This window comes from Myxococcus sp. AB025B (assembly GCF_006518215.1).
In the GTDB taxonomy this organism is placed as follows: Bacteria; Myxococcota; Myxococcia; order Myxococcales; family Myxococcaceae; genus Myxococcus; species Myxococcus fulvus.
In genome coordinates this window covers 1-16,434 of record NZ_SRLW01000227.1, presented here as the reverse complement: position 1 = coordinate 16,434, position 16,434 = coordinate 1, and the positions used below count along the sequence as shown (strand labels likewise).

General features: G+C 71.2%; 14 protein-coding genes. 9 read left to right on the top strand and 5 right to left on the bottom strand.

Annotation, left to right across the window (positions count from 1 at the left end):
- Nucleotides 1-112 precede the first annotated feature (112 nt).
- The 4 genes from FL311_RS30425 to FL311_RS30410 all read left to right on the top strand — a co-directional run bounded on the left by FL311_RS30425 (nt 113) and on the right by FL311_RS30410 (nt 4,557).
- Complete coding sequence (locus tag FL311_RS30425; protein WP_141330596.1) at nt 113-1,792, top strand: DUF1592 domain-containing protein; 1,680 nt, start codon at nt 113-115, stop codon at nt 1,790-1,792.
- On the top strand, nt 1,789-3,132 hold the full coding sequence (locus tag FL311_RS30420) for a DUF1552 domain-containing protein (protein WP_141330594.1): 1,344 nt from the start codon (nt 1,789-1,791) through the stop codon (nt 3,130-3,132). The genes FL311_RS30425 and FL311_RS30420 overlap by 4 nt, the downstream gene beginning before the upstream one ends.
- Nucleotides 3,133-3,203: 71 nt before the next feature.
- Nucleotides 3,204-3,842, top strand: coding sequence for a CAP domain-containing protein (locus tag FL311_RS30415; RefSeq protein ID WP_141330592.1), 639 nt, complete (start codon nt 3,204-3,206; stop codon nt 3,840-3,842).
- A gap of 76 nt (nt 3,843-3,918) precedes the next feature.
- Nucleotides 3,919-4,557 (top strand): CAP domain-containing protein, encoded by a 639-nt coding sequence (locus tag FL311_RS30410; RefSeq protein WP_141330590.1) that lies wholly within the window; start codon nt 3,919-3,921, stop codon nt 4,555-4,557.
- Here the strand turns inward: FL311_RS30410 and FL311_RS30405 are convergent.
- The 4 genes from FL311_RS30405 to FL311_RS30390 form a co-directional block, all read right to left on the bottom strand.
- Entirely contained in the window at nt 4,551-6,230 is a 1,680-nt protein-coding gene (locus FL311_RS30405; protein WP_141330588.1) for an alpha/beta fold hydrolase, read from the bottom strand. The genes FL311_RS30410 and FL311_RS30405 overlap by 7 nt on opposite strands.
- Nucleotides 6,231-6,339: 109 nt before the next feature.
- Nucleotides 6,340-7,170, bottom strand: coding sequence for a dienelactone hydrolase family protein (locus tag FL311_RS30400; protein ID WP_141330586.1), 831 nt, complete (start codon nt 7,168-7,170; stop codon nt 6,340-6,342).
- Nucleotides 7,171-7,284: 114 nt separating this feature from the next.
- Nucleotides 7,285-8,064, bottom strand: a complete 780-nt coding sequence (locus FL311_RS30395) for an FKBP-type peptidyl-prolyl cis-trans isomerase (protein WP_141330584.1) — start codon at nt 8,062-8,064, stop codon at nt 7,285-7,287.
- A 212-nt stretch (nt 8,065-8,276) separates the two neighbouring features.
- Nucleotides 8,277-9,206, bottom strand: coding sequence for a DUF3445 domain-containing protein (locus tag FL311_RS30390; RefSeq protein WP_141330582.1), 930 nt, complete (start codon nt 9,204-9,206; stop codon nt 8,277-8,279).
- A 209-nt stretch (nt 9,207-9,415) separates the two neighbouring features.
- Between FL311_RS30390 and FL311_RS30385 the strand changes: the two genes are divergently transcribed.
- Both FL311_RS30385 and FL311_RS30380 read left to right on the top strand, forming a co-directional pair.
- Nucleotides 9,416-10,921, top strand: a complete 1,506-nt coding sequence (locus FL311_RS30385; RefSeq protein WP_141330580.1) for a parallel beta-helix domain-containing protein — start codon at nt 9,416-9,418, stop codon at nt 10,919-10,921.
- Between the two features lie 28 nt (nt 10,922-10,949).
- Nucleotides 10,950-12,206, top strand: coding sequence for an SO2930 family diheme c-type cytochrome (locus FL311_RS30380; protein WP_141330578.1), 1,257 nt, complete (start codon nt 10,950-10,952; stop codon nt 12,204-12,206).
- Between the two features lie 85 nt (nt 12,207-12,291).
- Here FL311_RS30380 and FL311_RS30375 read toward each other — a convergent pair whose 3' ends face one another.
- A complete protein-coding gene (locus tag FL311_RS30375) occupies nt 12,292-12,786 on the bottom strand; it encodes a MarR family winged helix-turn-helix transcriptional regulator (protein ID WP_228557180.1) in 495 nt (164 codons plus the stop codon).
- Nucleotides 12,787-12,927: 141 nt separating this feature from the next.
- On the opposite strand from FL311_RS30375, the gene FL311_RS30370 reads away from it, so the two are divergent.
- From FL311_RS30370 to FL311_RS30360, 3 genes are all read left to right on the top strand, one after another.
- A complete protein-coding gene (locus tag FL311_RS30370; RefSeq protein WP_141330576.1) occupies nt 12,928-13,974 on the top strand; it encodes an ABC transporter substrate-binding protein in 1,047 nt (348 codons plus the stop codon).
- Complete coding sequence (locus tag FL311_RS30365; protein ID WP_141330574.1) at nt 13,971-15,635, top strand: iron ABC transporter permease; 1,665 nt, start codon at nt 13,971-13,973, stop codon at nt 15,633-15,635. The genes FL311_RS30370 and FL311_RS30365 overlap by 4 nt, the downstream gene beginning before the upstream one ends.
- On the top strand, nt 15,635-16,434 hold an 800-nt coding region (locus tag FL311_RS30360; protein ID WP_141330572.1), incomplete at its 3' end, for an ABC transporter ATP-binding protein. The genes FL311_RS30365 and FL311_RS30360, both read left to right, overlap by 1 nt.

The window sequence follows — 16,434 nt, the reverse complement described above, 5'->3', positions numbered from 1 at the left end:
CCCCTCGGGACGGCCCCCGCGTTCACCGCCCACCGCCTCGCGCTGGAGAGGGATTTGCTTCGGCCCCCACCGAACTCCGCCTCGGGCGGCTCGGTGAAAGGGGGAAGGTGCAGTGACTTCCAGGTTTCACGAACGGAGGCGACGCCCCTGGCTCGCCCGCGCGAGCACGGGCCTCCTGCTGCTGCTCGCCGCCTGCAAGGGAGACTCGCTGCCCAAGGCCCGCGTCCTCCCCGCGCCGCCGCCCACCCACGCCCAGGGCTGCGAGAACACCTCCGCGGACCCGGGCCGCGTCACCCTGCACCGCCTCAACCGCGCCGAGTACGACGCCACCGTGAGGGATTTGCTCGGCGACACCACCCGCCCCGCGCGCGACTTCCCCGCCGATGACCACGGCTACGGCTTCGACAACAACGCCGACGTCCTCAGCCTCTCGCCCCTGCTGCTGGAGAAGTACGCCACCGCGGCGGAGAAGCTCGTGGAGAACGCCTGGGCCCAGGGCACCGTGCGCACCTGCACCCTGGACGCCACGAACCCAGAGCCCTGCGCACGCGACATCCTCTCGCGCTTCGCCCGCCGCGCCTGGCGCCGCCCCGTGACACCCGAGGAGGTGGACCGGCTGCTCGGCGCGCTCACGCTCGCGAAGCAACACGGAGACCCACCCGAGGCCGGCGTGAAGCTCGCCCTGCGCACGGTGCTCGTCTCGCCCCACTTCCTCTTCCGCGTGGAGAAGGACCCGCAGGCCTCGTCCCTCTCGCCCCATCGGCTGGACGCCTTCGAGCTGGCGAGCCGCCTGTCCTACTTCCTCTGGAGCAGCATGCCCGACGAGGCGCTCCTCCAGGCCGCGGAGCAGGACCAGCTCTCCACGCCCGCGCAGCTGGAGGCCCAGGTGCGCCGCATGCTCGCGGACCCCAAGTCCCAGGCCCTGGTGAGCAACTTCGCCGGACAGTGGCTCTTCACCCGCGCGCTCGCCTCCGCCGAGCCGGACCCGATGCTCTACGGCACCTTCAACGAGGACCTGCGCCAGGCCATGCGCCAGGAGACGGAGCTCGTCTTCCAGGAGTTCCTCACCGGCGAGCACAAGCTGCGCGACCTGCTCGACGCGCCGTTCACCTACGTCAACGACGCGCTCGCCGCGCACTACGGGCTGCCGCTGCCCGGCAGCGCCACACCCCAGCGCGTGGACCTGTCCGCGCACCCCGAGCGCCAGGGCATCTTCGGCCACGGCTCGCTGCTCACCGTCACCTCCAATCCGGACCGCACCTCGCCCGTGCAGCGCGGGGTGTGGGTGCTCGAGCAGCTGCTGTGCTCCGCCCCGCCGCCTCCTCCTCCGAACGTCGAGGGCCTGCCGCCTCCGGTCAATCCGCTCATGACGATGAAGGAGCGCATGGCGCTGCACCGCAGCCTGCCGCAGTGCCAGGGCTGTCACCGGATGATGGACCCGCTGGGGCTCGCGCTGGAGAACTACGACCCCATCGGCCGCTGGCGGCTCAACGAGGTCAGCGGCGCGCCGGTGGATGCCACGGGGGACCTGCCCGACGGCGCCGTGCTCAACGGTGGCGCGGACATGCGGCGCTTCGTCAAGGAGGACCCGAAGCTGCCCGCGTGCATCACCGAGCACCTGCTCACGTACGCGCTCGGCCGGGGCATGTCCGAGGCCGACGCGTGCGTGGTGCACGAAATCTCCGCCTCCGCGGAGGCCAGCGGCGGGCGGCTCGTCGACTACATCCTCGCCATCGTCCTCAGTGACTCGTTCACCTCCCGGCGCGGCGACACGGAGGCCCAGACGCCATGAGCCACAAGCAGCCACTCTCCCGTCGAACCTTCCTGCGCGGCACGGGCGCGCTGATGGCGCTCCCGTTGCTCGAGCGCATGGTCTCCACCGCCCACGCCGCCGAGGCGCCCCTGGCCCCTCGCCGCCTGGCCGTCTTCTACGTGCCCAATGGCATCCACATGCAGAAGTGGCTGCCCACCGGCACGGGCGCCGCATGGGAGCTGACGCCCACGCTCCAACCCCTGGCGGCGGTGAAGAGCGACGTGCTCGTCATCAGCGGGCTCACCAACGACGCGGGCAAGCCGGACGGCGACGGCCACCACGCCGCGGGCACCGCCGCGCTCTTGTCCTGCATGAAGGCCGTCAAGACGGAGGGCACCGACTTCCGCGCGGGCATCTCCATGGACCAGGTCATCGCCCGACACCTGGCCCAGCAGAAGGCCACGCGCTTCGCCTCGCTGGAGCTGGGCAACGACGCGGGGCGCGGCATCGGCAACTGTGACTCCGGCTATGCGTGCCCCTACGCCAACAACATCTCCTGGGCCGGGCCCCGCACGCCCATGGCCAAGGAGGTGCGGCCCAAGGCCGTCTTCGACCGGCTCTTCGGCGGCATGGACCCCGGCTCCACCCAGGCCCAGGTGGAGAAGCGCCGCGCCTATGGCCTGAGCATCATCGACTTCGTGCGCGAGGACGCCACGGCGCTCCAGAAGCAGCTCGGCGTGACGGACCAGCGCAAGCTGGAGGAGTACTTCACCAGCGTGCGGGAGTTGGAGAAGCAGCTGGAGGTCCTGGGGCAACAGGGGCCCGCGTGCGGCGCCCAGGTGTCGCCCGTCGACAACGAGGACCCTCGCGCCAAGACGAAGGCGATGATGGACCTCATCGTCCTCGCCTTCCAATGCGACCTCACCCGCGTGGCGACCTTCATGCTCGCCAACGCGCGCAGCAACAAGGTGTACGGCTTCCTCGGGCTCAGCGGCGGACACCACGCGTACTCGCATCACCAGTTCGTGCCAGCCAACTTCGACGCGCTCTCACGCATCGACCGGTGGGAGGTGGAGCAGTACGCCTATCTCGTGCGGCGGCTGAAGGAGAGCCGGGATGCCAGCGGCGCGTCGCTGCTCGACAGCTCGATGGTCTACTTCACGAGCGAGCTGGAGGACGGCAACGGGCACATCCATCGCAACCTGCCCGTGCTCATCGCCGGCCGGTGTGGCGGCGCGGTGGGCACCGACCGACACCTGCGCGCGACGGGCCTGCCCATCGCCAACCTCTACATCTCCATGATGCGGGCCATGGGCGTCCCCGGAATCACGACTTTTGGCTCGGACGGTACGGGAGAATTGCCGGGATTCGGGGGGTAGCGCCCGACCTCGCGGCATGGACGCAAAACGTCACCATGCATGGACGGACGTCCTGACGCATCATCCTCGGCATGCGTCCGTCTTCCGTGCTCCGCGCAGTCGTCCTGCTCCTGCTCGTGTTTCCTCCCGGCTGCGCGTCGGCCTCGAAGTCCAGCGCGCGCAAGGCCGCGCCGTCCCAGCGGGCCTCCGCCAGCGCGCCCCGGGGACAGCAGGCCCGGAGCGCTCCGCAGACCCGGCCCGCGCAGCCCACGGCGAAGGACTTCGCGCGCGACATGGTGGAGGCCCACAACCAGGCGCGCGCCCAGGCGCGGCCCACGCCGAAGCCCGCGCTGCCGCCGCTCGTCTGGTCCGACGAGGCCGCTCGCCAGGCCGCCTCCTGGGCCAGGGCCTGCAAGTTCGAGCACAACCCGGAGCGGGGTGAGTACGGCGAGAACCTGGCCGCGGCCACGCCGGATGCGTGGACCACACAGCAGGTGGTGAAGAGCTGGGCGGACGAGGTCTCCGATTACGACCACGCTCGCAACACGTGCAAGAAGGGCAAGGTGTGCGGGCACTACACGCAGGTGGTGTGGCGCAAGACGACGGCCGTGGGCTGCGCCACCGTGACGTGCAAGAAGAACTCGCCCTTCGGCGCGGACTTCCCCACGTGGCAGCTGTGGGTCTGCAACTACGCGCCGCCCGGAAATTTCGTGGGACAGCGGCCCTACTGAGACGCGGTGTCGCCGTGGGAGGGTACGTGGGTGCGTACACCTTCCGGAGGCTCGCGGCGCCGTCGATAATCGCGGGATGAACCGCTCCTCCGTCCGACGTCTGCTGGCCCTCGGTCTGCTCGTGCCCTGCCTCGCCACCGGCTGCGGCTCCGATGATGACAACGATGACGACACGCCTTCGGGGGATGCGGGGACCCCGGATGGAGGGGGCGCGGGCAACCCGGACTCCGGCGAGCCGGACTCGGGCTCCGGTTCGCTGCCACAGTTCGCGCAGGACATGCTGACGGGACACAACGCCACGCGTGCCTCCGCGAAGCCCACGCCGAGCCCCGCGCTGGAGCCGCTCGGCTGGGACACGGGCGCGGAGGACGTGGCGAAGGCGTGGGCGGCGAAGTGCCAGTGGGGACACAACCCCAACCGGGGGCCCTACGGTGAGAACATCACCGCGGCCACGCCCAACTCCATGTCCACGCTGGAGGTCGTGAAGGGCTGGAGCGACGAGGCCTCCGACTACAACTACGCGAACAACTCGTGCGCGACGGGCAAGCAGTGCGGCCACTACACGCAGGTGGTGTGGCGCAACACGAAGCGCGTGGGCTGCGCCACCGTGACGTGCACGGAGAACTCGCCGTTCGGCAGCAGGTTCCCCACGTGGCAGTACTGGGTCTGCAACTACGCGCCGCCGGGGAACTACACGGGACAGAAGCCCTACTGAGCCTCCAGGGCGCGCAGCCATGCGGAGAGGGTGTCCAGCGCCTGCCGGGACAGCGTCTCCACGGCGGGCGACTCACGCGTGAGCACGGCGAGCGCGTGGTCCGCGCCTTCGATGACCTTCACTTGTGCGCGGTCGTTCGCGCCGGTGCGCTTCGACAGGCCCTGGTTGAGCGCTCGCGCCGTGAGCGCGGCGGGGGTCGTCTCGTCGCGCTCGCCCAGCAGCGCGAGCACGGGGCCTCGCACGCGAGGCAGGTCCTGGGCCGCGTCGTAGGACAGCACGTCGCGCCACAGCGGACGCTGGCGCTCCAGGAAGCGCTCCACCGTCACGTCTCCGAGTGACGACAGCGGCGTCACCGCGAGCCAGCGCTTGCGCTTCGCGCGCTGGAAGTGGAAGTCGAGCGTCTTGCGTGCACGGGCCTCGCCGCCGTCCTCGTACAGGCGCGCGTCGTGGAGCACCTCGAGGAACTCGTTCAGGTCCACCAGCTCCGGCCCGGTGAGGCCGCGCTTGCGGCCCTCGTTGCGCATGCGGTGCTGCTCCTGCTTCCACACCGCGCCGGCTCCGCCCGAGATGAGGATGAGGAAGCCCACCTCCTCCGGCGCGCGCGCCGACGCGTTCACCGCGGCCCACGCGCCTTGCCCGAAGCCCATCAGCCCCACGCGAACCGAGGGGCCCAGCCGCTGCCGCAGCAGCCGCACCGCCGCGAGGCCATCATCCCCCTGCGCCTTCAGCCCTGGCTGGAGAGCGTCTTCGGTCGTGCGGCCGTCATCGCCCGGCCTCTTCAATCCCGGCTGGAGAGCATCATCGGTGGTGCGCTTGTCATCGCCCTGCGTCTTCAGTCCCGGCTGGAGAGCGGCATCGGTGGTGCGCTTGTCATCGCCCTGCGTCTTCAGCCCCGACGCCCGAGCGGCATCGGTGGCAAGGCAGACATCACATCGAGCTGTCCCCGCTCCCGTGGCACTCGCGCTCGCGAGTGTGGCATCGGTGGCGAGGCCGACATCACCTCGAGCTGTCCCCGCTCCCGTGGTACTCGCGCTCGCGCGTGCGGCATCGGTGGCGAGGCCGACATCACCTCGAGCTGTCCCCGCTCCCGTGGCACTCACGCTCTCGCGAGCGTCATCGGTGGCACGGCCATCACGCCCCTGCGCGCCAGGCCCCGCCCCACGTGCGTCGTAGGTGAGCACCGCGAATCCATGCTCCACCAGCAGCGCCGGATAGGGCTCCAGCGCCCCGCGAGAGCCCCGCCCCACGTCGTGCAGCAGCACCACCGCGTTCCTGGGCACTCCCGTCGCCGGCAGCCACAGGGTCGCCGGCAGCTCCGCGCCCTCCACGGACACCTTCAGCACCTCGGTGCGCACCGGCACCGGCGCGAGCACCATCAACTCCGCGCTCCCCCCCGTGAGCACCAGCTCCGGCGATCGCCACGTGACGCGCGCCTCCGGACGGCTTCCCGCGAGCGTCCACACCCCGGGCTCCCTCGGCTCCAGCCGCCAGCGCCGCCGCGAGGCGAAGTCCATCAGGAACGGCGCCGTGCCCTCACCCGCCACCCGCACCAGCCCTCCATCCGGCCGACGCCAGACCCCCTCGAAGGGAACCGTCGCCCCGGCCGCCCAGGCCCCGCTCCCGACGAGCACCAGCCCCAGGACCACCGCCACGCTCACACCCAACCTCGGCACGCCACGCCTCCGATGATTTGACGCGCGCGCGTTCAAGCCGACCCGGGGCCCCGGACGCAACACCGTGTCGCGTCCGGGCTCGCTCGTGTGGACCGCTGGACACTCCCACTCAGCGCTTCAGGTGGTGCTCCAGGAACATCGACGTCTCCGCCCACGCCCTGGCGGCCGACTGCTCATCGTAGCGCGCCCCCGAGGGGTTCGCGAACGCATGCTCCCCATCCAGCTCGACGATGCGGTGGGCAATCCCCAGCTGGTCCAGCGCCGCGCGGAACTCCGCCACCTTCTCCAGCGGAATGGACGCGTCCCGCGTCCCGAAGATGCCCAGCACCGGCGCCTTGATGGTCGACAGCTCGTCCACGTCCGTCACCGGGCTGCCGTAATAAACCACCGCCGCGTCCAGCTCCGGCACCAGCATCGCCGTGCGCAGGGACATGCTCCCGCCAAAGCACCACCCCAGGCTGCCCGTGCGCGTGGCCTTCACGCGCGCGTCCTCCTGGAGGAACTTGTGCGCCGCCACCAGCGTCTGCCCCGCGCGCGCGTGGTCCACCGCCTTCACCAGCGCCAGCGCCTCCTCGGACGTGGTGGCCACCTTGCCGCCGTACAGGTCCACCGCCAGCGCCGCGTAGCCGTTGGCCGCCAGCCGGTCCGCCCAGTGCTTGATGTGCGAGTTGAGCCCCCACCACTCATGGAGGACCAGCACCGCCGGCAGGGGCCCCTTCGCGCCCTCGGGCAGGCTCAGGTACATCTTCGTCCCGGCCACCTCCACCTCCTGCCCCTTCAGCTCGGGCGGCGCGTCGTCGCGCAGGGTGTGCATGGCCTTGAACTCCGCCTCGGAGACCGCGCCCGTGGGAGAGGGCTCGCGCCGCACCTCCACCGGCTTGCCCCGCGTGCAGCCTCCGACCAGCAACAACACACCCAACCACAGCAGGTGACGGTGCATGAACGCTCCTTCGCGCCGTGAGGCGCTCGCATGACTGCAAACGAAGAGGGCCGGCAGGGAGCATCCCCGCCAGCCCTCCATGTGCCCACGCTCCAATGACTGGAGCGGGCGGGACTACTTCTTCTGCTCGGCGGACGGAGGCGTCGCGGGAGCGGCCGGCGCGCCAGCCGGGGGGGCCTCGGGCGGCTTGACGATCTCCAGCAGCTCCACCTCGAACACCAGCGCCGAACCGCCCGGGATGTTCGGGGGCGCGCCGCGGTCGCCGTAGGCGATGTCGGACGGGCACACCAGCTTGGCCTTGCCGCCGACCTTCATCTTCTGCACGCCCTCCGTCCAGCACTTGATGACGCCCTGGAGCGGGAACTGCGTGGGCTCGCCACGCTTGTAGGAGCTGTCGAACTCCGTGCCATTGGGCAGCGTGCCCTTGTAGTGCACCTTCACGATGTCCGTGGCCTTCGGGGACTCACCGGTGCCGGGGGTGAGGTCCTTGAACACCAGGCCGGACTCCGTCTTGGTGGCGCCCGACTCCTTGGCGGCCTCGTCCAGGAACTTCTTGGAGTTCTCCTTCTCCTTCTCCGCCTTGGCGGTGGTGCGCGCGCGCGCCAGCTCCTGGAGCTTCGGCCCGTACGTCTCCAGCTCCACCGCGGGCTTGTCGCCCTTCACCTGGGCGTTGAGGCCCGCCTTGACGTACTCCAGCTCCTCCGGAGTCATGTCGAACACGCTGATGCTCTTGCCGATGGACAGACCGAGCGCGTACAGCGTCTTCTGGTCCTCGGTCTGCGGGTTGGCCGCCGCGCCCGCCGTCGCCGTGGCGGTGGCGCCCCCATCCTTCGCACCCTGCGGCTGGCACGCCGTCAGGCTCAGCATCATCGCAACCAGACACATCTTCCGCATGTGTTTGCCCTTCCTTCGCTTGTGGCCGCGGCGGGCGAAAGCGCGCCGCCAATCTCTCGTTCCGGAGGGGCGACTTACTACAGAAACGCGCGTCCTTCCTCTTGGCGCCGCACCGCGACGCCCATCCGCCGCCCTCGTTTCATCAGGGTAGGATAATTCTCCACCCGCCATCCCGAGACCCCACGAACGCGAAGGGACTCCAGGCCCGAGCGTCAACAAGCGCCAGGGCGGCGCAGGTACGCGAGGAGCGGCTCGCGCAGGGGGCCCAGGCGCTTGTAGCCGCTCAGGTCGTCCGGGACGGTGGCGAGCACGCGGGCCAGGCGCTGGCGGCGCTCGGGCGTGGGCACCTCGCCGGCCACCGGGGCCACGTAGGTGTGGATGGTGAAGAGGATGGCGCCCGTCTGGGGCAGGCGGCTCAAGGTCTGCCGCTCCAGGCGCAGGAAGCAGCGCTCCCCGGCGTTGTCGGGCGTGAGGCCCTCGAAGAGGTGGCGCCACTCGGGGAAGGAGCGCGGCTCCATGCACAGCCTGTCGGTGACGGTGACGGCCCAGTTGCAGCGGGTGACGGGGCGGCCCGGCTTGAGGCCCTCCAGCAGCTTCAGCGTGCCGCGGCCCAGCTGCTCGGCGAAGCCCGGCACCGGCGCGTGCACCGCGAGCAGGGACTTGCCCAGCTTCTCCCCCAGGCTCCAGCCGGAGGGGAAGCAGAGCTGTCCGGCGATGAGCGGGTAGCCCTCGCGCGTGCCGTCCAGCACCAGCAGGTCCTCCTGCACCTGCCGCCCCACCCAATCCAGCGGCGCGAACGGCAGGCTGTCCTCCTGGCCCGGCGTGAAGGAGGCCGCCTCGCCCGTGAGCGTGTTGTGCCAATGCCAGCGCCCGTCATCCCCTTCTCCCAGGGTGAACGACTCCGGCGACTGCTCCGCCATGCGCGACAGCACCCACCGCAACACCTCCCACTGCTGGGGGGCGGTGCCCGGCTGCGCCTGGAAGCGCGCGTGCGGGTCCTCGCCGAGCAGCGAGGCTTTCAACGCCAGCTCAGCGCGATAATGCGCTGCGTCTATCTCGATGAGTGTTTCACCGGGACGCAAGGCGCGCACTCCAAGTGCCATGGCATAGGCGTCCTGCTCGAAGGGGAAGTAGGGCAGCACGTGGACGAAGCTCCGACCCGAGAAAAATACAGCCTGCCATTCCTTGCACATCGCAGCGCGTCACGAAACCCAGGCGCGAAGGAAATCCTCACCTCACCCTTGAGGTCGGGCGCGGGCGGGAAGAGGATTCGCGCCATCCCTTGGCCCCGCCCCGCTCCGCTCCCCGTCGAGACACGAGGGGGGCATGGCCGACTCCTGGAGGAACCCTGATGAACCGTCTGTCACGTGCCGTGCTCGTCGCCGCGCTGAGTCTGCTGGCCCTTCCCGCCTGCTCGGACGACGACGAGGACCGTCAGTTCGCGAGCCCCAACCCGAGCCCGGGAGAGCCCGCGACGGACGCCGGCACGCCCGACTCCGGCACGCCGGACTCAGGTGACGTGTGGCCCGCGGAGTTCTCGTGTACCGACGAGCAGCGCAAGACGCTGACCTTCAATCCGGGTCAGGAGCAGGACCTGCAGAACGCCGTCAATGACTTGCAGCCGTGCACCACGGTGCAGCTGGGCGCGGGCACGTTCAAGTTCGACAACGCGGTGACCATCCGCCAGGACGGCATCACCATCGTCGGCGCGGGTCGGGGCGCGCAGGGCGAGGGCACCGGCGGCGACGCCAGCACCGTGCTGGACTTCTCCAACGCGGCCGCCAACACCAACGGCCTGGACGTGGTGGGCAAGCTGTTCACGGTGAAGGACGTGGCGCTGTGGAACGCGAAGAAGGACGCGCTGCGCGTGGAGAACTCGTCCAACGTGTTCATCCAGCGCATCCGCACCGAGTGGGCGGTGGAGAACGACGAGAACAACGGCAAGTACGGCATCTACCCGGTGAAGTCGCGCTACGTGCTCATCGAGGACTGCGAGGCGTACAACGCCGCGGACGCGGGCATCTACGTGGGCCAGACGCGCTACACCATCGTCCGGCGCAACATCGCGAAGAAGAACGTGGCGGGCATCGAAATCGAGAACACGCGCTTCGCCTACGTGGAGGGCAACACGGCCATCGACAACACCACGGGCCTGGTGGTGTTCGACCTGCCGGGCAACCCCATCAAGGGCACCGACATCCTCATCACCAAGAACACCATCACGGGCAACAACCGGCCGAACTTCGCGTCGGTGACGGCCAGCAGCAGCACGGTGTCGCAGGTGCCGGCGGGCACGGGCACGTTCATCCTGGCGTCGCGCCGGGTGGAGTTCGTGGGCAACACGTGGGGTGACAACGGCTCCGTGGACATCGCGGTGCTCAGCGGCCTGGCCATCGAGCCCAACCCCATCCTGTGGTCGGCGGGCTTCTTCAACTTCAACACGGGCGACGTGTCCATCCACGACAACACGTTCCTGGGCGGCAGCGGCGCGAACGTGGACAACGGCCAGCCGGACCTGCAGAAGCGTCCGCTGGGCGCGCTGATGTTCAACCTGTACGCGTACGGCAAGGCGGTGCACGGCGTGGAGCGCGTGGAGCACGTGCTGTGGGACGGCATCGACCCGGCGCCGCGCGCCGAGGGCCGCGAGCCCAACGCGCTGAACCTGTGCTTCTACAACAACACGGTGCCGGCCACGACGAAGCAGGCGGTGGTGGACCTGGACCTGCAGACGGTGCAGGCGCACCTGACGGCGCCGACGCCCAACCCGGTGGCGGCGTGGGCCGCGACGGCGCGCTACGACCAGGGCGCCGAGCCGTTCAACTGCCGCGGCTTCGCGCCCGCGCTGGACCTCCCCTGAAGTGAGCGGACCGAGGACGCCCGTCGCCATGCGCGCGCCGTACACGAAACATCTGGGCCTCGCCGCGGTGCTGCTCGCCGCGGCGGTGGCCGCCTGCTCCGGTGACGAGGACCCGCCGGGCAACGAGCCCACGCCGGACGCGGGCAATCCCTCGCAAGGGGATGCCGGCACGCCGGACGCGGGGGCGCCGGACTCGGGCCCGGACGCGGGGCCCCCCGACGCGGGGGTGCCGGACGCGGGCACGCCCGACGCGGGCACGCCCGACGCCGGGCCTCCGGGCACGGTGGTCATCCCGAACAAGCTGTCGGACCTGAAGCTCTTCACGGGCACGCCGGCGACGGGGGACTTCCAGCCCGTGGCGGGCAACATCCCGTACGAGCTGACCACGCCGCTGTTCTCCGACTACTCGCTGAAGTCCCGCACGCTGTACGTGCCGGACGGCAAGAAGGCGCTGTATTCGCAGAACGACGTGCTGGACCTGCCGGTGGGGACCATCATCACCAAGACGTTCGCGTTCCCGGCGGACTTCCGGCAGCCGGACAAGGACGTGCGCCCGCTGGAGACGCGCATCCTGGTGCGCCAGCCGAGCGGCTGGGAGGCGTATCCCTACGTCTGGAACGACGCGCTCACGGAGGCGGACAAGGCCGTGGGCGGCCAGGTGTTCAAGAACTTCGAGTTCATCGACACCGAGGGCGTGAAGAAGACGTTCGACTACCTGGTGCCCCAGCGCAACCAGTGCCAGAAGTGCCACCACGAGGTGGACGCGCAGGACAACCAGTTCCTGGTGCCCATCGGCGTGAAGGCACGCTACCTCAACCGGGAGCACGTCTACGACGGGCAGCCGGTGAACCAGCTCCAGCACCTGGCGGCGCTGGGGAAGCTGGGCGGGCTGCCGGCCACGGGCGTGCCTCGCGCGCCGAACGCGTTCGACGCCACGGAGGCCACGGTGGCCGAGCGGGCGCGCACGTACCTGGACATCAACTGCGCGCATTGCCACAACCCGAAGGCGCAGCCGGGCATCACCAGCCGGCTGTTCCTGGACATCAAGACGACGGACGAGTTCAGCCTGGGCTACTGCAAGCGCCCGGGCTCCGCGGGCAGCGGCGTGGGCGGTGAGTTCGACATCGTCCCCGGAGACCACTCCACGTCCATCCTCTGGTACCGGATGAACACCGAGGAGTCGGGGAAGATGATGCCGGAGATTGGCCGCGCCCTGCGCCATGACGTGGGCTCGCAGCTCATCGCCGATTGGATTGACGCCATGCCGCCGCGGTCCTGCAAGTAGCGGCGCGACAGTCCTGGGTGTGGATGAAGGCCCTTCGCCGCCGCCCCTTCGAGGCACGGCGGAGGGCCTTCGCCTTTCGCGCGCTTCAGCGAGTCAGCCGCACCCGGCGGCGGCGCGCCGCGTCCTCGCCGCCCAGCGACACGAGCATGCCCGCCAGCAGCGTGCGGGCCTCCCGCAGCGGGCCTTCGCCATGCTGGCGCTCGAAGCGCTTCTGGAGCGCGGAGCGCAGCGCCCGGGACTTCTCCACCGACGCGAGCCCGCGGGGCGACAGGGCCACCTGGCGCACGCGCGCGTCCCCGGCCTCCGTCTTGTCCACGTAGCCCAGCGACTCCAGCTCCGCGACGGACTTGGACGCCGCCTGCTGCGTCACGCCCAACAGCTTCGCCAGCTCGCTGATGGAGCGCGCGCCGCCCAGCAGGTGCTGGAAGACATGGCCGTGCGAGTGGCGCAGCCCGGTGAAGCCCGCGCCGTGGAGCTCCTCCAGCACCTGGTCGTTCATCCGCTGCCCCACGAAGAGGGCCAGGTACCCCAGGTCCAGCGACTCGGGGCGCACGTCCACGTCTTCCATCCGGCGTGACATGCGCCACTGTGTCGCATTCACATCCCGGGTTGTGCAATGCGGGTCCTCCCTGGACCTGGCCCTGTCCGCGTGGACCCGTGGGTCATTTCGTGACATCGCCTCCCGGGACTTTCCGCGGGCGTGTCGCATAATCCCGCCCCCATGTCCCTTCCCCTCCTCGCCCGGGCCTTGGGCCTCGCCGTCGCGCTGGCGGGGCTCGCCGCGTGTCGCATCGAGTCCGCCGCGCCCGCCTCCGGCGCCGCCAACACGCACGAGGGCGCGCCATCGGGTGAGGTCTGGGTCTACACGTCCATGTATCAGCATGTGCTGGACGCGATGGAGCCGCTCCTGAAGCAGAAGCTCCCCGGCGTCACGGTGCGCTGGTACCAGGCCGGCAGCGAGAAGGTGGCCAGCCGCCTGGAGGCCGAGCGCGCCGCGGGCGCCGTGCGCGCGGACCTCCTCTCCGCGTCGGACCCGTTCCTCGTCGAGCGGCTCGCGCGCGAGGGGGCCTTCCTGCCGTATGCGTCCGTGCACGTGCTGCGGGCCCCGCGCGCGTTGGTGGACCTGGATGCCCGCTACGCCTCCATCCGCGTGTCCACCATGGTGCTGGTGCATCGCGAGGGCTCGCCGCCTCCGCCCGCCTCGTTCGCGGCGCTGGTGGATGGGAGCTGGAAGGGACGCGTGGCCATCGGCGACCCGCTCACGTCGGGCACCGCCTTCACGTGGGCCGTGTTCTGTCATTCCAGGTACGGCGAGGCGTACTTCACCGGGCTGCGCGAGCACGGCGCGCTCGTGGCCGGAGGCAACGCGGCGGTGCTCCAGAAGGTCGAGAGCGGCGAGGCCGACGCGGGCGTGCTGCTGCTCGAGAACGCGCTGGCCGCCCGGGCGCGCGGCAGCAGGCTGCACATCGTCTGGCCCACCGACGGCGCGGTCACCATCCCCGGCCCCGTGGCCATCCTCGCCGGGACGCCGAACCCCGTGGCCGCTCGCGCCGTGGTGGACGTGATGCTGTCCCCCGAGGGCCAGCGCCTCATCGTCGAGAAGGGAGACATGCACGCGGTGGACCCCCGGCTGCCGGGCCCTCGCGGGGAGCCGGGCGTGGACGCGCTGCTGCGACGCACGCAGCCGTGGACGCCGCCCCTGCTGGAGCAGGGGCTCACGCGGGGCAGCGCCATCAAGGAAGCCTTCAGCCGGGCCTTCGCGCGATGAGGGTGCCCACGCGGTGGCTGGGGCTTGGCGCGTGGCTCTTGCCGCTGCTCGTCTTCGCGGTGGGGCCCGTGGTGGCGCTGCTGGCGCGCGGGCTCGGCGCGCAGACGGGCGATGCGGGGATGAGCGGCCTGGGCGCGGAGACGGGGGCGCTGCTCAACACGCTGGCCATCTCTGGCGGCGCGGCACTGCTCGCGCTCTGCCTGGGCACGCCGCTGTCGCTCTTGCTGTTCCGCACGGACCTGCCGCTGCGCGGCGCCTTCACCGTGCTCTTCACCCTGCCCTCCGCCATCCCCGCCTTCATCTGGGGCATGGGGTGGTTGTCATTGGCGAGCCCTCGCGCCGGTTACCTCAATCGCCTGCTGGGCGCGGGCACGCTCGACATCCATGGCCCGGTGGGCATCGCCTTCGTCGAGGGTGTGTCCGGCCTCCCGCTCGTGCTGCTCGCGGGCGCCGCGGCGCTGAAGCGCGTGGACCCGGCGCTGGAGGAGGCCGCGCGCGTGTGTGGCGCGTCCCCCCTGCGCGCGCTGCTCACGACGACGGTGCCGCTGGTGATGCCGTCGCTGCTCTCCGGCGCGGTGATGGTGTTCCTGATGGCCGCGTCGTCGTTCGGCGTGCCGTACCTCCTGGGCGTGTCCGCGACGCCTCCCACGCGGGTGCTCACCACGCGCATCTATGAGCTGGTCCTGCTGGGCGACGAGGGCCTGGGACGCGCCAGCACGCTCGCGCTCGTGCTGCTGCTGCTCACGCCGCTGTCGCTCTTCGCCACGTGGGCGCTGGGGCGCTCGGGGCGCGTGCGGTTGAGCTCGGGGAAGGGGCTGTCTCCACGGCCCTTGTCACTGGGCCGCGCGCGGAGACTGGCCACCGGTGGCGTGGCGGCGGCCTGCGTGCTGCTGGTGCTGCTGCCCCTGGGCGCCATCCTGCTCACCTCGCTGCAGCGGGGCTTCGGGGCCCGGCTGGCATGGGAGGAATTGACGCTGTCACACTGGTCCGGTGTGCTGTTCGAGCCGCGCACGCTGCGCGCCACGGGCTTGAGCCTGCTGCTCGCGACGGGCGCGGGCGCGCTGGTGTGTGGCCTGGGGCTGTCGGCGGCGCTGCTCCAGCGGGCGTGGCGTCGCCTGGGCGCGGGCGTGGAGGCGCTCGCCGTCTGGCCCTACGCGGTGCCGGGCACCGTGCTGGCGCTGGCGCTGCTCGTCGCGTTCTCGCGCGACTGGCGCTTCATCCTCGTGGACCGCGTGGCCTTCGTGCTGGCGCTGGCGCACACGCCGTGGCTGCTGCTCGTCGCCTACGCGGCGAAGTACCTGGCGCTGGGCACCCGCAACGCCTCGGAGGCGCTCGCGCAGCTGGACCCGTCGCTGACGGAGGCGGCGCGCGTGTCGGGCGCGGGCCCGCTGCGCGCGTTCCTGGACGTGCCGCTGCCGCTGCTGCGGCCCGCGCTGACGGTGGCCTTCATCCTGACCTTCCTGGCGTGCGCGACGGAAATCACCATGTCCGTGCTGCTGGTGCCCGCGGGCTCGGAGGTGCTGGGCAAGCTGCTGTTCGACCTGCAGAGCTACGCGGACCCGGCGGCGGCGGCGGTGCTCGCGTGCGCCTTCGTGGCGCTGGTGGTGGCGGGACAAGCGGTGCTCGCGCTGGTGTCGCGGCGCGCGACGGAGACGCGGTGATGGCGGCGATTGCGTTGCAATCCGTGTTCAAGGCCTACGGCGCCACGCCTGTGGTGCGCGGGCTGAGCCTGGACGTCCACGAGGGCGAGCTGGTGTCGCTGCTGGGCCCCTCCGGCTGCGGGAAGACGACGACGCTGCGCATGCTCGCGGGCCTGGAGCACCCGGACTCGGGCGTCATCCGCATCGGCGAGGAGACCGTGGCCGGCCCCGGCGTGCGCGTGCCGCCCGAGCGGCGCGGGCTGGGCATGGTGTTCCAGGGCTACGCCGTCTGGCCCCACCGCTCCGTCGAGGAGAACGTGGCCTATCCGCTGGTGCTGCGCCGCGTGCCGAAGGCGGAGCTGGCCACCCGCGTGCGCGAGGCCCTGCGCCAGGTCCGTCTGGAGCACCTGGCCACGCGCAGGCCCCACGAGCTGTCGGGAGGACAGCTCCAGCGCGTGGCGCTCGCGCGCGCCCTGGTGGCGAGCCCCCGCGTGCTGCTGCTCGACGAGCCGCTCTCCAACCTGGACGCGGCGCTGCGCGAGGAGCTGCGCGCGGAGCTCGCCACGCTGCGCGCGAGGCTGGGCACCACGCTCGTCTTCGTCACCCATGACCAGGGCGAGGCGCTCGCGCTGTCGGACCGCATCGCGGTGATGAACCAGGGCGTGCTCGAGCAGGTGGACTCGCCCCAGACGCTCTACCGCGAGCCCGCCACCCCGTTCGTCGCGGGCTTCGTCGGCGGCGCCAACGTGCTCACGGGCGAGGTGCGCGCGGGCCACTTCCACACCCCCCCTGGAGGCACGGGGTTCGCGCTGCCACCCGG